Source organism: Bacillus velezensis, assembly GCF_001461825.1.
Classification (GTDB): Bacteria; Bacillota; Bacilli; order Bacillales; family Bacillaceae; genus Bacillus; species Bacillus velezensis.
Window position 1 is genome coordinate 804765 of record NZ_LLZC01000012.1, and the last position, 15168, is coordinate 819932.

22 protein-coding genes and 1 pseudogene are annotated in these 15168 nt (G+C 45.9%); 15 read left to right on the forward strand and 8 right to left on the reverse strand.

Going from position 1 to position 15168, the window contains the following annotated elements:
• The first annotated feature begins 24 nt into the window (after positions 1 to 24).
• The 3 genes from AR442_RS08070 (at position 25) to AR442_RS08075 (ending at position 1483) form a co-directional block, all read left to right on the forward strand.
• Positions 25 to 282 carry a YpbS family protein gene (locus AR442_RS08070; RefSeq protein WP_012117818.1) on the forward strand — a complete coding sequence of 86 codons (258 nt, stop codon included), beginning with the start codon at positions 25 to 27 and terminating at the stop codon, positions 280 to 282.
• A gap of 76 nt (positions 283 to 358) precedes the next feature.
• Positions 359 to 502 carry a hypothetical protein gene (locus tag AR442_RS20295; protein ID WP_014418168.1) on the forward strand — a complete coding sequence of 48 codons (144 nt, stop codon included), beginning with the start codon at positions 359 to 361 and terminating at the stop codon, positions 500 to 502.
• A gap of 93 nt (positions 503 to 595) precedes the next feature.
• Entirely contained in the window at positions 596 to 1483 is an 888-nt protein-coding gene (locus tag AR442_RS08075; RefSeq protein ID WP_014418167.1) for a 5'-3' exonuclease, read from the forward strand.
• Positions 1484 to 1488: 5 nt separating this feature from the next.
• Here AR442_RS08075 and sspL read toward each other — a convergent pair whose 3' ends face one another.
• The 3 genes from sspL to AR442_RS08090 are packed head-to-tail and all read right to left on the reverse strand — an operon-like array spanning position 1489 to position 2748.
• Entirely contained in the window at positions 1489 to 1617 is a 129-nt protein-coding gene (sspL, locus tag AR442_RS08080) for a small, acid-soluble spore protein L (RefSeq protein ID WP_003153575.1), read from the reverse strand.
• Between the two features lie 51 nt (positions 1618 to 1668).
• Positions 1669 to 2061: a reverse transcriptase-like protein gene (locus tag AR442_RS08085; RefSeq protein WP_025649782.1), complete on the reverse strand. Its 393-nt coding sequence runs from the start codon at positions 2059 to 2061 to the stop codon at positions 1669 to 1671.
• 6 nt (positions 2062 to 2067) lie between these two features.
• Positions 2068 to 2748, reverse strand: coding sequence for a queuosine precursor transporter (locus tag AR442_RS08090; protein ID WP_012117815.1), 681 nt, complete (start codon positions 2746 to 2748; stop codon positions 2068 to 2070).
• 81 nt (positions 2749 to 2829) lie between these two features.
• On the opposite strand from AR442_RS08090, the gene AR442_RS08095 reads away from it, so the two are divergent.
• Both AR442_RS08095 and AR442_RS08100 read left to right on the forward strand, forming a co-directional pair.
• Positions 2830 to 3501, forward strand: a complete 672-nt coding sequence (locus tag AR442_RS08095; protein WP_014418166.1) for a ribonuclease H family protein — start codon at positions 2830 to 2832, stop codon at positions 3499 to 3501.
• Between the two features lie 2 nt (positions 3502 to 3503).
• The gene (locus tag AR442_RS08100) at positions 3504 to 3686 is read left to right on the forward strand and encodes a zinc-finger domain-containing protein (RefSeq protein WP_003153581.1); all 183 of its coding nucleotides are present in this window, start codon (positions 3504 to 3506) and stop codon (positions 3684 to 3686) included.
• 26 nt (positions 3687 to 3712) lie between these two features.
• Here AR442_RS08100 and AR442_RS08105 read toward each other — a convergent pair whose 3' ends face one another.
• Positions 3713 to 3970, reverse strand: coding sequence for a DUF2564 family protein (locus AR442_RS08105; protein ID WP_014418165.1), 258 nt, complete (start codon positions 3968 to 3970; stop codon positions 3713 to 3715).
• Between the two features lie 161 nt (positions 3971 to 4131).
• On the opposite strand from AR442_RS08105, the gene AR442_RS08110 reads away from it, so the two are divergent.
• Positions 4132 to 4314 (forward strand): hypothetical protein, encoded by a 183-nt coding sequence (locus AR442_RS08110; RefSeq protein WP_012117812.1) that lies wholly within the window; start codon positions 4132 to 4134, stop codon positions 4312 to 4314.
• Between the two features lie 51 nt (positions 4315 to 4365).
• Here the strand turns inward: AR442_RS08110 and cspD are convergent, their stop codons facing one another.
• From cspD to metA, 4 genes and pseudogenes are all read right to left on the reverse strand, one after another.
• Positions 4366 to 4566: a cold-shock protein CspD gene (cspD, locus tag AR442_RS08115; RefSeq protein WP_003153604.1), complete on the reverse strand. Its 201-nt coding sequence runs from the start codon at positions 4564 to 4566 to the stop codon at positions 4366 to 4368.
• Positions 4567 to 4581: 15 nt separating this feature from the next.
• Positions 4582 to 4693: pseudogene (locus tag AR442_RS20470) on the reverse strand (hypothetical protein); the annotation flags it as partial.
• A 93-nt stretch (positions 4694 to 4786) separates the two neighbouring features.
• On the reverse strand, positions 4787 to 5929 hold the full coding sequence (locus AR442_RS08120) for a diglucosyl diacylglycerol synthase (RefSeq protein ID WP_007409520.1): 1143 nt from the start codon (positions 5927 to 5929) through the stop codon (positions 4787 to 4789).
• A 224-nt stretch (positions 5930 to 6153) separates the two neighbouring features.
• Positions 6154 to 7059 carry a homoserine O-acetyltransferase MetA gene (gene metA / locus AR442_RS08125; protein WP_014418164.1) on the reverse strand — a complete coding sequence of 302 codons (906 nt, stop codon included), beginning with the start codon at positions 7057 to 7059 and terminating at the stop codon, positions 6154 to 6156.
• Positions 7060 to 7342: 283 nt separating this feature from the next.
• Here metA and AR442_RS08130 point away from each other — a divergent pair, with 283 nt between their 5' ends.
• The 9 genes from AR442_RS08130 to AR442_RS08170 all read left to right on the forward strand — a co-directional run bounded on the left by AR442_RS08130 (position 7343) and on the right by AR442_RS08170 (position 15149).
• On the forward strand, positions 7343 to 7825 hold the full coding sequence (locus tag AR442_RS08130; protein WP_014418163.1) for a glutathione peroxidase: 483 nt from the start codon (positions 7343 to 7345) through the stop codon (positions 7823 to 7825).
• An 11-nt stretch (positions 7826 to 7836) separates the two neighbouring features.
• A complete protein-coding gene (locus AR442_RS08135; RefSeq protein WP_014418162.1) occupies positions 7837 to 8445 on the forward strand; it encodes an HD domain-containing protein in 609 nt (202 codons plus the stop codon).
• A gap of 68 nt (positions 8446 to 8513) precedes the next feature.
• Positions 8514 to 9647, forward strand: a complete 1134-nt coding sequence (locus AR442_RS08140; RefSeq protein WP_014418161.1) for a conserved virulence factor C family protein — start codon at positions 8514 to 8516, stop codon at positions 9645 to 9647.
• A 252-nt stretch (positions 9648 to 9899) separates the two neighbouring features.
• Positions 9900 to 11576 (forward strand): dihydroxy-acid dehydratase, encoded by a 1677-nt coding sequence (gene ilvD, locus AR442_RS08145; RefSeq protein WP_007409524.1) that lies wholly within the window; start codon positions 9900 to 9902, stop codon positions 11574 to 11576.
• Between the two features lie 81 nt (positions 11577 to 11657).
• Positions 11658 to 12092 (forward strand): BrxA/BrxB family bacilliredoxin, encoded by a 435-nt coding sequence (locus AR442_RS08150; RefSeq protein ID WP_003153619.1) that lies wholly within the window; start codon positions 11658 to 11660, stop codon positions 12090 to 12092.
• Positions 12093 to 12131: 39 nt separating this feature from the next.
• Positions 12132 to 12902 carry a class I SAM-dependent methyltransferase gene (locus tag AR442_RS08155; protein ID WP_014418160.1) on the forward strand — a complete coding sequence of 257 codons (771 nt, stop codon included), beginning with the start codon at positions 12132 to 12134 and terminating at the stop codon, positions 12900 to 12902.
• A gap of 262 nt (positions 12903 to 13164) precedes the next feature.
• Positions 13165 to 13773 (forward strand): YpjP family protein, encoded by a 609-nt coding sequence (locus tag AR442_RS08160; protein ID WP_014418159.1) that lies wholly within the window; start codon positions 13165 to 13167, stop codon positions 13771 to 13773.
• A 99-nt stretch (positions 13774 to 13872) separates the two neighbouring features.
• Complete coding sequence (locus AR442_RS08165) at positions 13873 to 14667, forward strand: thymidylate synthase (protein WP_003153622.1); 795 nt, start codon at positions 13873 to 13875, stop codon at positions 14665 to 14667.
• A complete protein-coding gene (locus AR442_RS08170; protein ID WP_014418158.1) occupies positions 14664 to 15149 on the forward strand; it encodes a dihydrofolate reductase in 486 nt (161 codons plus the stop codon). The genes AR442_RS08165 and AR442_RS08170 overlap by 4 nt, the downstream gene beginning before the upstream one ends.
• Positions 15150 to 15168: the final 19 nt, after the last annotated feature.

The window sequence follows — 15168 nt, forward strand, 5'->3', positions numbered from 1 at the left end:
GAAAAAAGCGAGATGAAACCTTTTATGTCAGAAGTCCATAAAGCAATTTCAGCACATTCCGCAAAACAGCATCAGCACGTCAAAACATTTGTACAGCTTGATTATGAGCGTGAACAGGCCATTGAAGAAGCCATTGTAAAATGCAGACAGAATAAACCGTTCACGACAGATGCCATCAATGGCATCACCGCAAAAATGAACCAGCTGGCGAAAAAGGGCATCGTGCCGCAAAGACGATTCGTAAGTGAAGAGATGGTGAAAGAATTCGTCAGCAGACAGTAATGGATGAACCTGCCGCGTGTGTCATCAGCGCTTGCTGTACATACTATTCGTATCTTCTCTAAAGGGGGATATGACCATGGGCAGAACAAAACTGGGAAACAGAAATGCTCAGCAGAATAACAATGCCAAAAAGAAAAACGGCTTCGGACAGAAATTTGATTCTTATGCCGGCCGTGAAGCTGAAAAGCTGATAGCAAGCAATAAAAGACACGGTGAGTAACGTGACGGCAGCATCTTCCAAATGGGGGGATGCTGTTTTTTTACCGCCTTCTTTGGTAAAATAGGAACATTGAATAAAAAGGAGTTTCGATATATGAATAATAAATTACTGCTCGTTGACGGCATGGCGCTTTTGTTCCGCTCGTTTTTCGCGACGGCCGTTCATCGCAATTTTATGATAAATGAAAACGGAATTCCCACAAACGGCGTCAACGGTTTTTTAAAGCATCTTATTACGGCGGTTGATACGTTTCAGCCCACACATGTCGTCTGCTGCTGGGATATGGGAAGCAAAACGTACCGCAATGATTTGTTTCAAGATTATAAGGCCAACAGAAGCGAACCGCCGCTAGAGCTGATTCCGCAATTTGACCTAGCGAAAGAAGCAGCGCGAGAGCTCGGTTTTTTAAACATCGGCATAAAAGGCTATGAAGCGGATGACTGTATCGGTACGCTTTCTGCCCTATTTTCCGGGGAAGCGGAAATTACGATTGTAACGGGTGATAAAGATCTGCTTCAATTGCTGAATCATCAAGTTCAAGTAGCGCTGCTGCAAAAGGGTATCGGCAATTATAAGGTATATACAGATGAGATATTCAGAGAAGAAACGGGAGTTCCGCCAAAAGCGCTGATTGACATTAAGGCGCTGATGGGAGACACGAGCGATAACTATCCCGGCGTTAAAGGGATCGGGGAAAAAACGGCGTACAAGCTGATCCGTGAATATCAAAACATAGACCGGTTATTAGAAAGCCTCGCTCTCTTGCCGAAGGGCCAGCAAACGAAAATTCAGCAAAGCTTGAAAGAATTGGAGCTGTCAAGGCAGCTTGCTGAAATACATTGCGAGGTGCCGTTAGTCTGTACGCTTGAAGAAGCACTTTTTTCATTGAAGATGGAAGAAGCGGCATTAATGCTCAGACGCCATCAGATAAAAGGAATTGAAAGAATGCTCGAAAAGCTGAACGCCAGAGAGATCAGCTGATCCCTCTAGCGTTTTGTATTGCTTTTTTTTGCGTTGTTTTCAAGGGCTGATTTCGGGTCTTTATGCGCGTTTCCTTCCATATTTCCCTGAGGATTCACGCCCCCGGTCAGCCGGCCTTTATTTTCTTTTCTCATAGCTGTTCACCTCATTTGTAGGATGAACAGTGAGACGCAATTTCATTCCGGTTATTTATTCAGCCGAATCGCTTTTTTTGCGAGCTGATCGGCTGTTTGGTTTTGTCTGCCGGGAATCCACTTAATGAAAAACAATGGAAATCCGGCCTTTAAGCGGATGATTTCGTCCACAAACGGCTGGAAAGCCTTGTTTTTAACCGCTTCAAGATCTGCGGCCCGCTCCACGATATCCGAATCCGTCCGGAATGACACGGACTCAAATCCGCGGGCGGCACACAGCTTCATTCCTTCAATTAAAGCGAGAAATTCAGCTTCCTGATTTGAATGGTCGCCGATCGGAATTGAGAAAGATTCTGTTTTCCCGTCATGTTTAATAAAAATACCGATACCGGACGGGCCCGGGTTTCCGGCGCTTGCACCGTCTACATAAATTTCAGCGGGCATCATCCGTCACTCTCCATTCGGCGTCATTCGTTTTGCCGCATACGCATAAGGGACAGAAATGAGTGACACCGCAAATTTAATCAGGTAAGTTGAAATGAAGATGCTGAACCATACTCCCGCGGAATAAACGCCGATAAAGGCCACGGCAGTGAAGATAAATGTATCCAGCAGCTGGCTGAGCGCCGTGCTTCCGCTGTTTCTGAGCCAGAGAAGCCTGTCTGAAGGAAAGATTCTCCGAATGGCTGAATATACATAAACATCTATCGTTTGGCTGAAAATAAAAGCCAAGAGGCTTCCGAGCGCAACACGCGGCAGAAAACCGAAAATCGTCTCAAGGGCCGGCTGTGCGATATCTGACGCAGCCGGTTTATATAAAAGAGCCCCCTGCATGGCGCATGTCAAAGCGAGCAGAGTGGAAAACCCGAGCCAGACGGCTTTGCGCGCTTCCCTGGGACCGTATTTTTCATTCAGCACATCCGTTGCGAAGAAAACGGTGCCGTACATGATATTTCCCAGTGTCGCCGTAAGCCCGAACAGCTCGACTGTTTTGACAACCTGCAAGTTGGCGCACACCGTGGCGAAACCGATCCATACGAATAGGCCCGTTTTGCCAAATCCTTTATAAAACAGAAGAACAATGATAAAATGAATGACCGCAAATAAGATCCATAACACATCGTTAAACAAAACCTGCTGACTTCCTTTCAATTTGAGAATGGTTTGATTATAGCACACGCCCGTCAACTAATGAATGGTAAGGTGATTTCAATGAATCTTAAGCCGTATATCGAAATAGAAGCAAAAGGAACAGGCCCCGTCGCGTTTTTTTCCGAAGATTGGCTGACCGTTCCGAAAGCGCGCATGCTTGCAAGAGAAGTCAGCCGCTTTCCTTATATAAAAGACATTTATTTTGAGGATGAAAAAGGCGCGAGCTGGACGCTTAAAGAATTAGAAAAGCTTACTGAAGAGCTTGCGCACGAACCTGACGACATTACAGTGTATTTCGACGGCGGCTTTGACAAAACAAGCGGACGCGCCGGACTCGGAATTGTCGTGTATTATTCTCTCGGCGGCAAGCGGCACCGCATACGGAAAAACAAAAGCTTAACGCTTCAGACGAACAATGAGGCGGAATATGCCGCTTTGTACGAAGCGCTTAAGGAAGTGCAGGAACTTGGCGCAAGCAGAAATTCAATCACGATAAGAGGGGATTCCCTCGTCGTTTTACATCAGCTTGACGGCAGCTGGCCGTGTTATGATGAAACGCAAAACGAATGGCTGGATAAAATTGAAGCGCTGCTCGAATCCTTAAAGCTGACACCGACATATGAAGCCGTAAACAGAAAGGAAAATCAAGAAGCGGATGACCTTGCCAGAAAAATTCTCTCGGACCGGCAGATTGAAAGCCGCATAACATTAGAAGGTAACGGAGATGACTGATATTGGATAAAAAAAGCATTTATAAAGAATTGACAGAGCTTCAGGATGAATATTGCAAAGACTGTTTCGTAAAAAAGCATTTCCGCAAAGAGTTTGGAAAAACGCACGCTCATTCTTTTTGCATCAACCAATGCACGGTGGGGGAGAAGCTGAAAGCCTACGGCAAGGTGCTGACAAATCAATAAAAAATAAAACCGCAGCTTCTGCGGTTTTATTTTTCGAATTCATCGAGCTGATGCTGGCAATCGTCGAGAAGCATTCGCTGCTTTTGCAGAAAATCCTGGTCGAGAGCCTGCAGTTCACTGGATTGTGACATCGTTCTGGCATCCTGAATCGCCTGGTGCGCAGATTCCACCAAAGTTGAATTTTGGCCCCGGGTAGCCGCTCCCGTTGTTTTCTGGGCCGTTTCCACCGCTAATTCAAGCTGGCGTTTATCCGTCAGTCCGTTTGGAAAAAATTCAGAGTCCATTAAAAAACACCTCCGCAAATAGTTTGGAGATTTTTTTTTGAAATATGTACGGAAAATAGAAAAAAATATAGAAAATAAGCCGATATAACTATTGAACCTGATTAATTAGGGCTAATTTACTATTATTCAGGGTATCTTGGGAGAGAAGGGAAAAACCAGCCGTGAATGATAAAGATTTAAAAACAATCCTTCAGCAGACATTTAAAGAAATATACGGTGATTTGGGAAGTTTAGCGGAAATGGCAAAAAAAGGAATGCCGTCAATGGAGAAACAAATTGAAGAAATCGAGCAGCGCTGCAAGCAGAATCTTGTCGCCATCGAGATTCAGACGGCAATCAAATAGGAGAGGCATACGCCTCTCCTCTATTTGTCATCTGATCAACATGTATTGAGTTTAGAGTTTTACAACATTAGAAGCTTGAGGTCCACGATTACCTTCGACAATTTCAAAAGAAACTTCTTGTCCTTCTTCTAATGATTTGTATCCTTCTCCTTCGATAGCAGTGAAGTGAACAAATACGTCGTCTCCGCCTTCAACTTCGATGAAGCCGAATCCTTTTTCGTTGTTGAACCATTTTACTTTACCGTTTTGCATATTGCTTAATTCCTCCTAGTACTGTAGCACCTTCGTGCTAAAAAAAATTTTGTCATCATCCAACCGTACGTATGTAAACGTTGTTAAATGATGGTTCAACTATACACCATATGGGAGCGGGCGTCAAGCGGCAGCTCCCTATTTTTTATCTTTATTTTTCCAGTAACAAAGCTTAACCGGAAAAAACAAAAAGCACACGAACCGTTCGTGTGCTTTTCTTTTACGATAATGCCATATCCGCCTTCCCGGCCATCATTTCAGATTCTTTTATAATGTCCTGCAAAATGACTTCAGAAGAGTTGGGGAGGTGAAGGCTTTTAATATTGTCCTTCATCCGGTTCAGCTTCTCCTCATCCGCAAGAAGGGAGGTGACAGACTCTAAAATTTCTTCGTGGCGGTTGACCACGACAGCCGCACCGCGATCTTCAAAGAAAATGGCGTTTTCTTTTTCCTGTCCGGGAACCGGTTTGTACAAAATAACGGGTACTCCGATCGCCGTCGCTTCCGTCAGTGTGATGCCGCCCGGTTTCGTGATCATGCAGTCCGTAATACGGAACAGCTCGTCAATTCTTTCTACATAGCCCAGCACTTTCAGCCGGTCGGCATTGTCACCTTCCAAGCTGCTGAGGGATTCTTTCAGCGAGCTGTTTTTGCCGCATACCACCACAACCTGCACCTGATCGTCATGAACGAGATTTTCGCACAGTTCTTTTACGTTTTTCAGCACACCATGCGCTCCCGCCATAATAAGAAGAACTTTTTTGTCGGGAGAGAGATTGTATTTTTTATAAATCGGCTCTTTCGGCATCGATTCCTCGAATTGAGGCCTGATGGGAATGCCCGTGATCTTTACGTTGTTCGGGTGAGTGCCGATTTCAATCAGTTTTTCCTTCACGTAATCTGTGGCGACATAATATTTATCAACATTTTCATGAACCCAGATTTTGTGAAGGCAGAAATCGGTCATAACGTTGAACGTCGGGATCACTTTTCCGGTTCTCCGTCTGTATTCCGGTACGACAATCATCGGAAATGTATTGATAATAATGTCCGGCTTATGCTCTTCGACGAGCTGGCCTAAACGTTTATTTCCCATTTTAAAATAAATATTGAATTTGCGTTTATTATAGATTTTGTCAACTCCGTAATAAAACAAACGATAAAACTGTTTTCCGATTGAGAAGCTTTTTAAATAAAGGTATTGAGTAACCTCTGAAACAATCGGATTTGACTCTTGATACAAATTGGAAACCGTCACATCTAAGCCGAGACGCAGACATTGTTCGTAGAGCGTTTTGGCCACTTGAACATGCCCGTTTCCGTAATTTGCAGTCAAAATTAATACTTTTTTATTGGTATTCAAGTAAATTCACCTCAATGTAATCAACAACAAGCAAGCTTCATGCATCGTAAGGAGTTATTGTCTATAGATAAACATAACACAAGTGCATCATTTTATAATAAGCGCGGCAACATATTTAAACTAAATTTAATTGATATGTTCCATTATTTTAAAGTTTTGTTATACGCATACTGAATCAAGAGTATTTTATCATATTTTTGTCACCGTATCACTCAAAACAAAAATTAATCCCATTCATACGGGGTTTCCTGATATACGTAATAATTCAGCCAATTCATAAACAATAACGTTGCATGAGCTTTCCAGCGGTTAACAGGTTCTTTCCCGCCGGGCGCAAAATAGTGCTTAGGAGCTTCTACGTTTGAAAGATTTCTCTCTATGTCTCTCTCATACTCCTGAAGTAGCGTATCTGTATCATATTCCGGATGACCCGTTAAGAAAATCTGTTTTTCGTCTTTTGAAACGATTAAACAGACCCCCGCTTCCTCTGAAACGCTGAGCACATCCAGATCCGAAGCCGATTGCAGCTGCTCCGTATTAATATCTGTATGCCGTGAGTGGGGCACATAGTATAGCTCGTCAAATCCTCTTACCAATCTCTCATGTTTTTTAAGAACGGTATGCTCAAACACACCGAAGATTTTTTTCGGCAGCTCCACTTTCTCAATGCCGTAATGATAGTATAAACCGGCTTGAGCGCCCCAGCAGATATGGAGTGTTGAAGTGACGTTCGTTTTGCTCCATTCCATGATTTCCTTCAATTCTTCCCAGTAAGAAACATCTTCAAACGGCAGGTGCTCAATCGGAGCCCCGGTAATAATCATTCCGTCAAACCGTTTGTGGCGGATGTTGGAAAAATCCGTATAAAATTCATCCAGATGCTGCCTTGCCGTATTTTTTGGAGTATGTGTGCTCGGAATTAAGAACGTAAAGTGAACTTGTAAAGGTGAATTCCCAAGCATCCTGAGGAGCTGGGTTTCCGTTTGGATTTTTTTCGGCATCAGATTTAAAATCACGATCTTCTGCGGCCGGATATCCTGATGAAAAGCCCGGCTTTCATCCATTACAAAGATGTGTTCACTTTCAAGCACCTGCTTAGCGGGCAGGTGATTTGGTATATTAATAGGCAACATGCCACCTCCGTTATTCCCCGTTAATTTTCTTCATTATAGAAATTTTTAAGCCATTTTTCAATCCATCCCGGCGTAATAAACCGTATTTAACGCATAATGACAGGGATAAAAGCGGCAAATGGGCATAAATTCAGAGCGGCTCTTTATTATGACGGGTAAAGAGCCGTTTGGTTCCTCGAAAAAACCGTTTTCCGTTAAGTGGAAGGAAAAAGCGGTTACCGTTTGTTTTGCAGTGTAAAACAGGTAAAATAAATGGAGAATGTAAAAAGGAGGGCCGCAGATGACAATTTACGATATAAACGTACGGACCATAACAGGAGAAGACATGACGCTATCGGCTTACAGAGGCAAGGTGATGATCATTGTGAATACAGCAAGCAAATGCGGGTTCACATCCCAGCTCAAGCAGCTTCAGGAGCTCTATGATACATATCGGGAGGAAGGTCTTGAAATATTAGGATTTCCCTGCAACCAATTCATGAACCAAGAACCTGGAAACGAAGCGGAAATTCAAGAGTTCTGCGTGAAAAACTACGGAGTCACATTCCCGATGTTTGCGAAAGTTGATGTCAATGGAGCAGACGCTCATCCTCTCTTCACATATCTGACGGAACAGGCGAAGGGGATGCTCGGCACAAAAGCGGTCAAATGGAATTTCACTAAGTTTATCGTGGACCGAAACGGTGAAGTCACCGGGCGTTTTTCACCGAACGTCAACCCAAAAGAGCTTGAAGATACGGTGCAGAAGCTTTTGGCCCGATAAGAGGTGATACGGTGAACGAAAAAGAGCAGCTGGAAAGCGTCAGGAATTGGGTCAGAGAAAAGCTTATCAATGAACGAACGGGCCATGACTGGCTTCATATTTCCCGGGTCGCAACACTTTCTGTTTATATGGCAAAAGAAGAAGGCGCCGACTTATTTATCACTGAGACGGCCGCGCTGGTTCATGATCTGATTGACGCCAAGCTCGAAAAAAGCGAAAGGCTGACGGCAGGCGAAGTGACAGAACGGCTGGCTGCTTTCAACATCGCGGATGGCCCCATTCAGGAGATTACGGATATTATCACGAGAATGTCATTCAGACACAGGGAACTGCTGAAAAAGCGGCCGCTTTCATTGGAGGGGAAAGTTGTTCAGGATGCAGACATGCTTGATGCGATCGGCGCAGCGGGCATCGGCAGGGCTTTTATGTTTGCCGGGGCGAAGGGTCATCCGATGTACGGAACTCAAACAAGTGTGCTGGCCCATATAGAGGATAAATTAATCAAGCTTAAAGGCTTAATGAATACAAAAACGGGGGCCGGTTTAGCAGAGGAGCGGCATCAATTTCTTTTACAGTTCGCCGCCCGTATCCAAAAAGAGGCCGGCATTTGCAAAAGCTAAGCGGCGCAATAGAACGCTTGTGCCGACTATGTTAGAATAAGTGTCAGATTGCGCATAGGAGGACCAATATGAAGATTAAATCAATAGAACCGACGCCGAGTCCGAACACGATGAAAGTGATTTTGACTGAAGAGCTTCCGGCAGGGAAAAGCAACAATTACAAGCCCGATCAGGCAGATGATGCTCCGGCCGTCGTACGTGATATTTTAAACATTGAAGGAGTAAAGGGCGTTTATCACGTTGCCGATTTCCTGGCTGTGGAGAGAAACGCCCGTTTTGACTGGAAGGAAATTCTGCCTCAGGTCCGTTCCGCTTTCGGAATGGAACATACGGAGCAGTCTGAGAGCCGTTCTGAACAGGAATCGTTCGGTGAAGTGAAGGTTTTCGTACAAATGTTCAGCGGAATCCCGATGCAGGTCAAATTGACGGACGGCGAACGTGAAGAACGCTTCGGCCTTCCGGAACGTTTCCAAGAAGCCATTTTAAAGCTGCGTTCCGAAGCTTCAAATGTCGTATTTGAGCGGGCTTGGAAAGAACAAGGCGTGCGCTTCGGAGATTTTACCGAAATCGGACACGATGTCACAGAAGAGCTTCAGGCCGCCTACAGTGATGAACGGCTCAAACGTCTGACAGAAGCAGCCGCACAGCAAAAGGGTGAGGCCAAACCGGCAGTGCAGCGGAAAGCTTATAAAGTGACATTGGAGATGCTCGATGATGAAGACTGGAAACAGCGCTATGCCCATCTTGAGCAAATGGATCCGGATGAAGACGATTTACCAGTATTGGAAAAGGCGCTGCATGATCCGAAGACTTCGATCAGAAGACAAGCCGTCGTTTATTTGGGAATGATCGAAAAGCCGTCTGTGCTTTCGCTGTTATACAAAGCGCTTGAAGACAAAACGGTGACGGTCAGAAGGACGGCGGGTGACTGTCTGTCGGATCTCGGCGATGCGAGCGCCATCCCGGCCATGATGAAATCGCTCAGTGACTCAAGCAAGCTTGTGCGCTGGCGCGCGGCCATGTTTTTATATGAAGTCGGCGATGAAAGCGCGCTGGAAGCATTAAAAGCGGCGGAAGACGATCCGGAATTCGAAGTCAGCCTGCAAGTCAAAATGGCGATTGAACGGATTGAGCACGGAGAAGAGGCGAAAGGTTCAGTCTGGAAACAGATGACTGAAAGCAGAAAAAAAGAACAGTTATAACAAAAAGGTGCGCCATGCACCTTTTTTATTTGAATTCACTTTTTATAAAAATTATTTAGAATATTGTTGAAAAATGATTCAAAACTCTATATAGTAAGTACAATATTAATTGTTGGAGGGTTTTTATCGAAATACAGAAAGAATAGAAAAGCGAGACAGGGCAAAGATACTGTAAAATTTGCAGAACGCGCCCTAGAATAAACTGAAAATTTTAAAAATAATGCACAGTCTAAAAACAGTAGGGGGATCACCATGGCAGAATTACGCAGCAACATGATCACACAGGGAATTGACAGAGCGCCGCACCGCAGCCTTCTTCGCGCTGCCGGCGTAAAAGAAGAAGACTTCGGCAAGCCGTTTATCGCGGTCTGTAATTCATACATCGATATCGTTCCCGGGCATGTTCACCTGCAGGAATTTGGAAAAATCGTAAAAGAAGCAATCAGGGAAGCGGGCGGTGTGCCTTTTGAATTTAACACGATCGGAGTAGATGACGGAATCGCGATGGGGCATATCGGCATGAGATATTCGCTGCCGAGCCGCGAAATCATTGCCGATTCAGTTGAAACGGTCGTCTCGGCGCACTGGTTTGACGGAATGGTCTGCATTCCGAACTGCGACAAAATTACGCCGGGAATGCTGATGGCGGCTATGCGGATTAATATTCCGACCATTTTTGTCAGCGGGGGGCCGATGGCAGCCGGCCGTACAAGCGACGGCCGCAAAATTTCGCTTTCTTCAGTATTTGAAGGCGTCGGCGCATATCAAGCCGGGAAAATCGGTGAAAGCGACCTGCAGGAGCTGGAACAGTTCGGCTGCCCGACGTGCGGATCTTGTTCGGGCATGTTTACGGCAAACTCCATGAACTGTCTGTCTGAAGCGCTCGGTCTGGCGCTTCCGGGCAACGGAACAATTCTAGCAACTTCACCGGAGAGAAGAGAGTTTGTGAGAAAATCAGCGGCCCAATTGATGGAGACCATCAAAAAAGACATTAAGCCGCGCGATATCGTCACCGAAAAAGCGATTGACAACGCGTTTGCGTTAGACATGGCTCTCGGCGGCTCAACCAACACGGTGCTTCATACGCTTGCGCTTGCCAATGAAGCTGGGGTTGAGTACTCTTTAGAACGCATTAACGAAGTGGCTGAACGAGTGCCTCACTTATCGAAATTGGCGCCGGCCTCGGACGTCTTCATTGAAGATCTGCACGAAGCGGGCGGAGTCTCGGCGGCCCTTAATGAATTGGCGAAAAAAGAAGGGGCGCTTCATCTTGACGCGCTGACTGTAACAGGCCGCACACTCGGAGAAACAATTGCGGGTCATGAAGTAAAGGATTATGACGTGATTCATCCGCTTGACAATCCGTTTACCGAAAAAGGCGGTTTGGCCGTCCTGTTTGGGAATCTGGCTCCGGACGGCGCCATTATCAAAACAGGCGGTGTACAGGACGGGATTACAAGACATGAAGGTCCCGCTGTCGTCTTTGATTCCCAGGATGCCGCGCTTGAAGGCATTATAAACCGCAAAGTAAAAGAAGGAGATGTTGTCATTATCCGTTATGAAGGGCCAAAGGGCGGCCCGGGCATGCCGGAGATGCTTGCTCCGACGTCTCAGATTGTCGGAATGGGGCTTGGCCCGAAAGTGGCGCTTATTACAGACGGGCGTTTTTCAGGAGCGTCCCGGGGCCTTTCAATCGGGCACGTATCGCCTGAAGCGGCTGAAGGCGGCCCGCTCGCATTCGTAGAAAACGGCGACCATGTCATCGTTGACATAGAAAAACGGATTTTGGACGTACAAGTGCCTGAAGAAGAATGGGAAAAACGCAAGGCCGAATGGAAAGGCTTCGAGCCGAAAGTAAAAACAGGATATCTGGCCCGGTATTCCAAACTCGTAACAAGCGCCAATACAGGCGGAATCATGAAAATATAAAACAGAGGCCTGAACAATTGAATTCCGGCCCCCTCTATAGTATCCTTGACTTCATATAAGGATTTTAGAGGGGGCTTTTTTATGTCAATGGCTTATGAAGAATATATGCGCCAGCTGGTCGTGCCGATGCGCCGTGAGCTGACGGGTGCGGGTTTTCAGGAATTAACGACTGCTGAAGAAGTAGAAAGTTTTATGGAACAGGCAGAGGGCACGACATTGGTCGTTGTCAACTCCGTGTGCGGCTGTGCAGCCGGTCTTGCCCGTCCGGCTGCGACTCAGGCTGTTTTACAGCATGAAAAAGCGCCTGATCATACGGTTACCGTATTTGCCGGTCAAGATAAAGACGCAACTGCAAAAATGCGTGAATATTTTACGGGGCAGGAACCTTCATCGCCATCAATGGCGCTGTTAAAAGGGAAAGAGGTCGTTCATTTTATTCCCCGCCACGAAATTGAAGGGCATGACATGGAGGAAATTATGAAAAATCTGACGGATGCCTTCGATGCGCACTGCTGAAATGCCCGATTTCCGGGCATTTTCTTTTTGGAGAAAAAAATGATCACAACGAGTTACAGACCAAGCGAATATACGATACACACAGCGCAGTCACTCAGTGTCAGGCTGGGTGACACTTACTGCAGCCGCAATAAACAGCCCATTGAAAAAATGCTGGAACGAGCGGCTGGTGATCTTTTAGTCATCGGAAAGGAACGGTTCGAACTTTACACGAAGCAAGGGGAGAAGTTCTTTTTTCACCCGAATACAGCGATGTTCCGTGCAAAGCGGTTTTTGAGAGGGGAAGCCGAGCCGTTGTTAAAAGCAGCCGGATTACGCGAGGGGGATTCCTTTTTAGATTGTACGCTCGGCCTGGCATCTGATGCGATTTTGGCAAGCCTGACAGTCGGAAAAAGCGGACAAGTCATCGGCCTGGAGAAAAACAAGCTTGTCTCATTGCTTGTTGAAACAGGACTTCAAACGTGGGAAACCGGAATGGAGCCGCTCCAAACCGCCATGAAACGCATTCAGGTCAAACATGCCGACTGCGCCGATTATTTGCGGGAGCTTCCTGATTCATCGGTAGATGTCATTTATTTTGACCCGATGTTTCACGAACCTGTTGAAACGTCAGACGGCATTGCACCGCTCCGCGCGCTGGCAGAAGAGGGTTTTAACGAAGAGTGCATCACGCAAGCCGTCCGGGCGGCGAAAAAATGCGTAGTGCTTAAAGACCATTGGAAAAGCCCGCGGTTTGAACGATACGGCTTCAAGGTGCTGAAAAGAAAGACGGCGCTTTTCCACTTCGGTGTCATACATGTAAGCTCATGATATCATGGGCTTCTTTTTCGTTAATCAGTGATTTCCATAACGACAAAATAAAGCAGCGTGAGAAGTGATACAGTCGCAAATAAAGCGTTAATCATCTCATCCCCTCCTTTTTCTCCTTCTTATTGTAAGCGGTTTATCCGCTCGGTCACAGTTACCAATTTCCCATATTGCATGATAATACGCTGCCGGACATGACGCCGCGCTTTCATCTATGCTAAAATAAAGGAAAAGAGGACAATAAAACAGAGGGGAACAATCTGTCATGAAATTGTGGATGAAAAAGACCCTTGTGGTTCTGTTTACCATTGTAACGTTCGGACTCGTGTCTCCTCCGGCTGCTTTGATGACAGACAAGCCTTCAGGACAGTCGAGCAGTCTTGAGCAGAATGATTACACCGCTTTTTATGATGAACATGCCCTGCCGGGAGAAGAGAAGGCAGGGCGGGAGCCTGAATTGCTGTTTCAATCGTATCAGCAGCAGCTTCTCGGTGATGCTGAAAATCAATCATTTTTAAAATTCGGCAGCAAAATCTCTCCGATCATTGAAGATGATTACAGAAGTGAAATTCTGCCGAAAATCGAAGATGTGATCACAGGACATTTAGCCAAGTTTCAAGATGATGAAGCGTATCAGGATGTGGTTATTTCCAGTAAACCGTCGGCCGGAAAAACCGAAAAAATTTTTCATGTGTATAACAGGCTGACGGGTGAAGACCTTTTAAGGTTTCACGTCCGCCGGGACCATCCTCCGCAAGACGGCTACTGGTTTAATTTTCATTACCATACCGCTGAAGACGGATTTCAATCACATCATGAGCTCGGCAGCATTTACTGGGACCGCAATACGCCGCCTGACTGGATGAGCGTGTAATAGCGAGAAGAAATAAAAAAATCATTTCTGAGAAATTTTGCAGAAATGATTTTTTATTGTGTTACACTACTAAAAGACTACTTTAAAAGGATGAAAAAAATGAAACAATATAAAGATTTGTGCCGTCATGTGTTAGAAAACGGAGAAAAAAAAGGAGACCGTACGGGAACGGGGACGATCAGCACGTTCGGCTACCAAATGCGGTTTAACCTTCAGGAAGGTTTCCCGATGCTTACGACGAAAAAGCTCCATTTTAAATCCATCGCGCATGAGCTGCTTTGGTTTTTAAAAGGAGATACGAATGTCCGCTACCTTCAGGAAAACGGAGTCCGCATCTGGAACGAATGGGCGGATGAAAACGGAGAACTCGGACCGGTTTACGGTTCTCAATGGCGTTCATGGCGCGGAGCGGACGGCGAGACCATTGATCAAATCTCCCGGCTGATTCACGACATCAAGACAAACCCGAATTCCAGACGTTTAATCGTCAGCGCTTGGAATGTCGGCGAAATTGATCATATGGCGCTTCCGCCTTGCCACTGCCTGTTTCAGTTTTATGTCGCGGACGGAAAACTGTCGTGTCAGCTTTATCAGCGCTCAGCGGATGTCTTTCTCGGTGTGCCGTTTAATATTGCGTCTTATGCGCTTTTAACAATGATGATCGCGCATGTGACGGGGCTTGAACCGGGTGAGTTTGTTCATACATTCGGAGACGTCCACATTTACCAAAACCATGTGGAGCAGGTGAATTTGCAGCTGACAAGGGATGTCCGTCCGCTGCCGAAACTGCGGTTTGCGCGAAATGTTGATTCTATTTTTGATTTTACGTTTGAAGACTTTATCATTGAGGATTATGACCCGCATCCGCACATCAAAGGAGCTGTCAGCGTATGATTTCGTTTATTTTTGCGATGGATGAAAACCGGCTGATCGGAAAAGATAACGATCTGCCTTGGCACCTTCCCGATGATCTCGCATATTTCAAAAAAGTGACGACGGGTCACACCATTGTAATGGGGCGGAAAACGTTTGAATCAATCGGACGCCCGCTTCCGAACCGGCGTAACATCGTTGTAACCTCACGGGACGAATCTTTATTCCCGGGCTGTATTACCGCCGACTCGGCTGAGGAAGTGCTCAAGCTGATCCCGCCCGATGAAGAATGCTTTGTGATCGGCGGCGCCCAGCTGTACAGTGCGCTCTTTCCTTATGCGGACAGGCTCTACATGACAAAAATTCACCATGTCTTTGAAGGAGACCGTTTTTTTCCGGAATTTAATGAAGCTGAATGGGAATTGACATCCCGCAAACAGGGAGTAAAAGATGAAAAAAACCCTTACGATTATGAGTACCTTGTATACGAGAAAAAGAATTGAGTTTAAGCAGGGGGACAAG

What these genes read in the sequence shown, in the direction of transcription:
- AR442_RS08140 (WP_014418161.1), top strand. Translation starts at nt 8,514, where the DNA reads ATGAAGATTAAATCAATAGAACCGACGCCGAGTCCGAACACGATGAAA.
- AR442_RS08170 (WP_014418158.1), top strand. Translation starts at nt 14,664, where the DNA reads ATGATTTCGTTTATTTTTGCGATGGATGAAAACCGGCTGATCGGAAAA.
- AR442_RS08165 (WP_003153622.1), top strand. Translation starts at nt 13,873, where the DNA reads ATGAAACAATATAAAGATTTGTGCCGTCATGTGTTAGAAAACGGAGAA.
- AR442_RS08155 (WP_014418160.1), top strand. Translation starts at nt 12,132, where the DNA reads ATGATCACAACGAGTTACAGACCAAGCGAATATACGATACACACAGCG.
- AR442_RS08095 (WP_014418166.1), top strand. Translation starts at nt 2,830, where the DNA reads ATGAATCTTAAGCCGTATATCGAAATAGAAGCAAAAGGAACAGGCCCC.
- AR442_RS08160 (WP_014418159.1), top strand. Translation starts at nt 13,165, where the DNA reads ATGAAATTGTGGATGAAAAAGACCCTTGTGGTTCTGTTTACCATTGTA.
- ilvD (WP_007409524.1), top strand. Translation starts at nt 9,900, where the DNA reads ATGGCAGAATTACGCAGCAACATGATCACACAGGGAATTGACAGAGCG.
- AR442_RS08070 (WP_012117818.1), top strand. Translation starts at nt 25, where the DNA reads ATGTCAGAAGTCCATAAAGCAATTTCAGCACATTCCGCAAAACAGCAT.
- AR442_RS08105 (WP_014418165.1), bottom strand. Translation starts at nt 3,970, where the DNA reads ATGGACTCTGAATTTTTTCCAAACGGACTGACGGATAAACGCCAGCTT.
- AR442_RS08075 (WP_014418167.1), top strand. Translation starts at nt 596, where the DNA reads ATGAATAATAAATTACTGCTCGTTGACGGCATGGCGCTTTTGTTCCGC.
- sspL (WP_003153575.1), bottom strand. Translation starts at nt 1,617, where the DNA reads ATGAGAAAAGAAAATAAAGGCCGGCTGACCGGGGGCGTGAATCCTCAG.
- cspD (WP_003153604.1), bottom strand. Translation starts at nt 4,566, where the DNA reads ATGCAAAACGGTAAAGTAAAATGGTTCAACAACGAAAAAGGATTCGGC.
- AR442_RS08150 (WP_003153619.1), top strand. Translation starts at nt 11,658, where the DNA reads ATGTCAATGGCTTATGAAGAATATATGCGCCAGCTGGTCGTGCCGATG.
- AR442_RS20295 (WP_014418168.1), top strand. Translation starts at nt 359, where the DNA reads ATGGGCAGAACAAAACTGGGAAACAGAAATGCTCAGCAGAATAACAAT.
- AR442_RS08130 (WP_014418163.1), top strand. Translation starts at nt 7,343, where the DNA reads ATGACAATTTACGATATAAACGTACGGACCATAACAGGAGAAGACATG.
- AR442_RS08085 (WP_025649782.1), bottom strand. Translation starts at nt 2,061, where the DNA reads ATGCCCGCTGAAATTTATGTAGACGGTGCAAGCGCCGGAAACCCGGGC.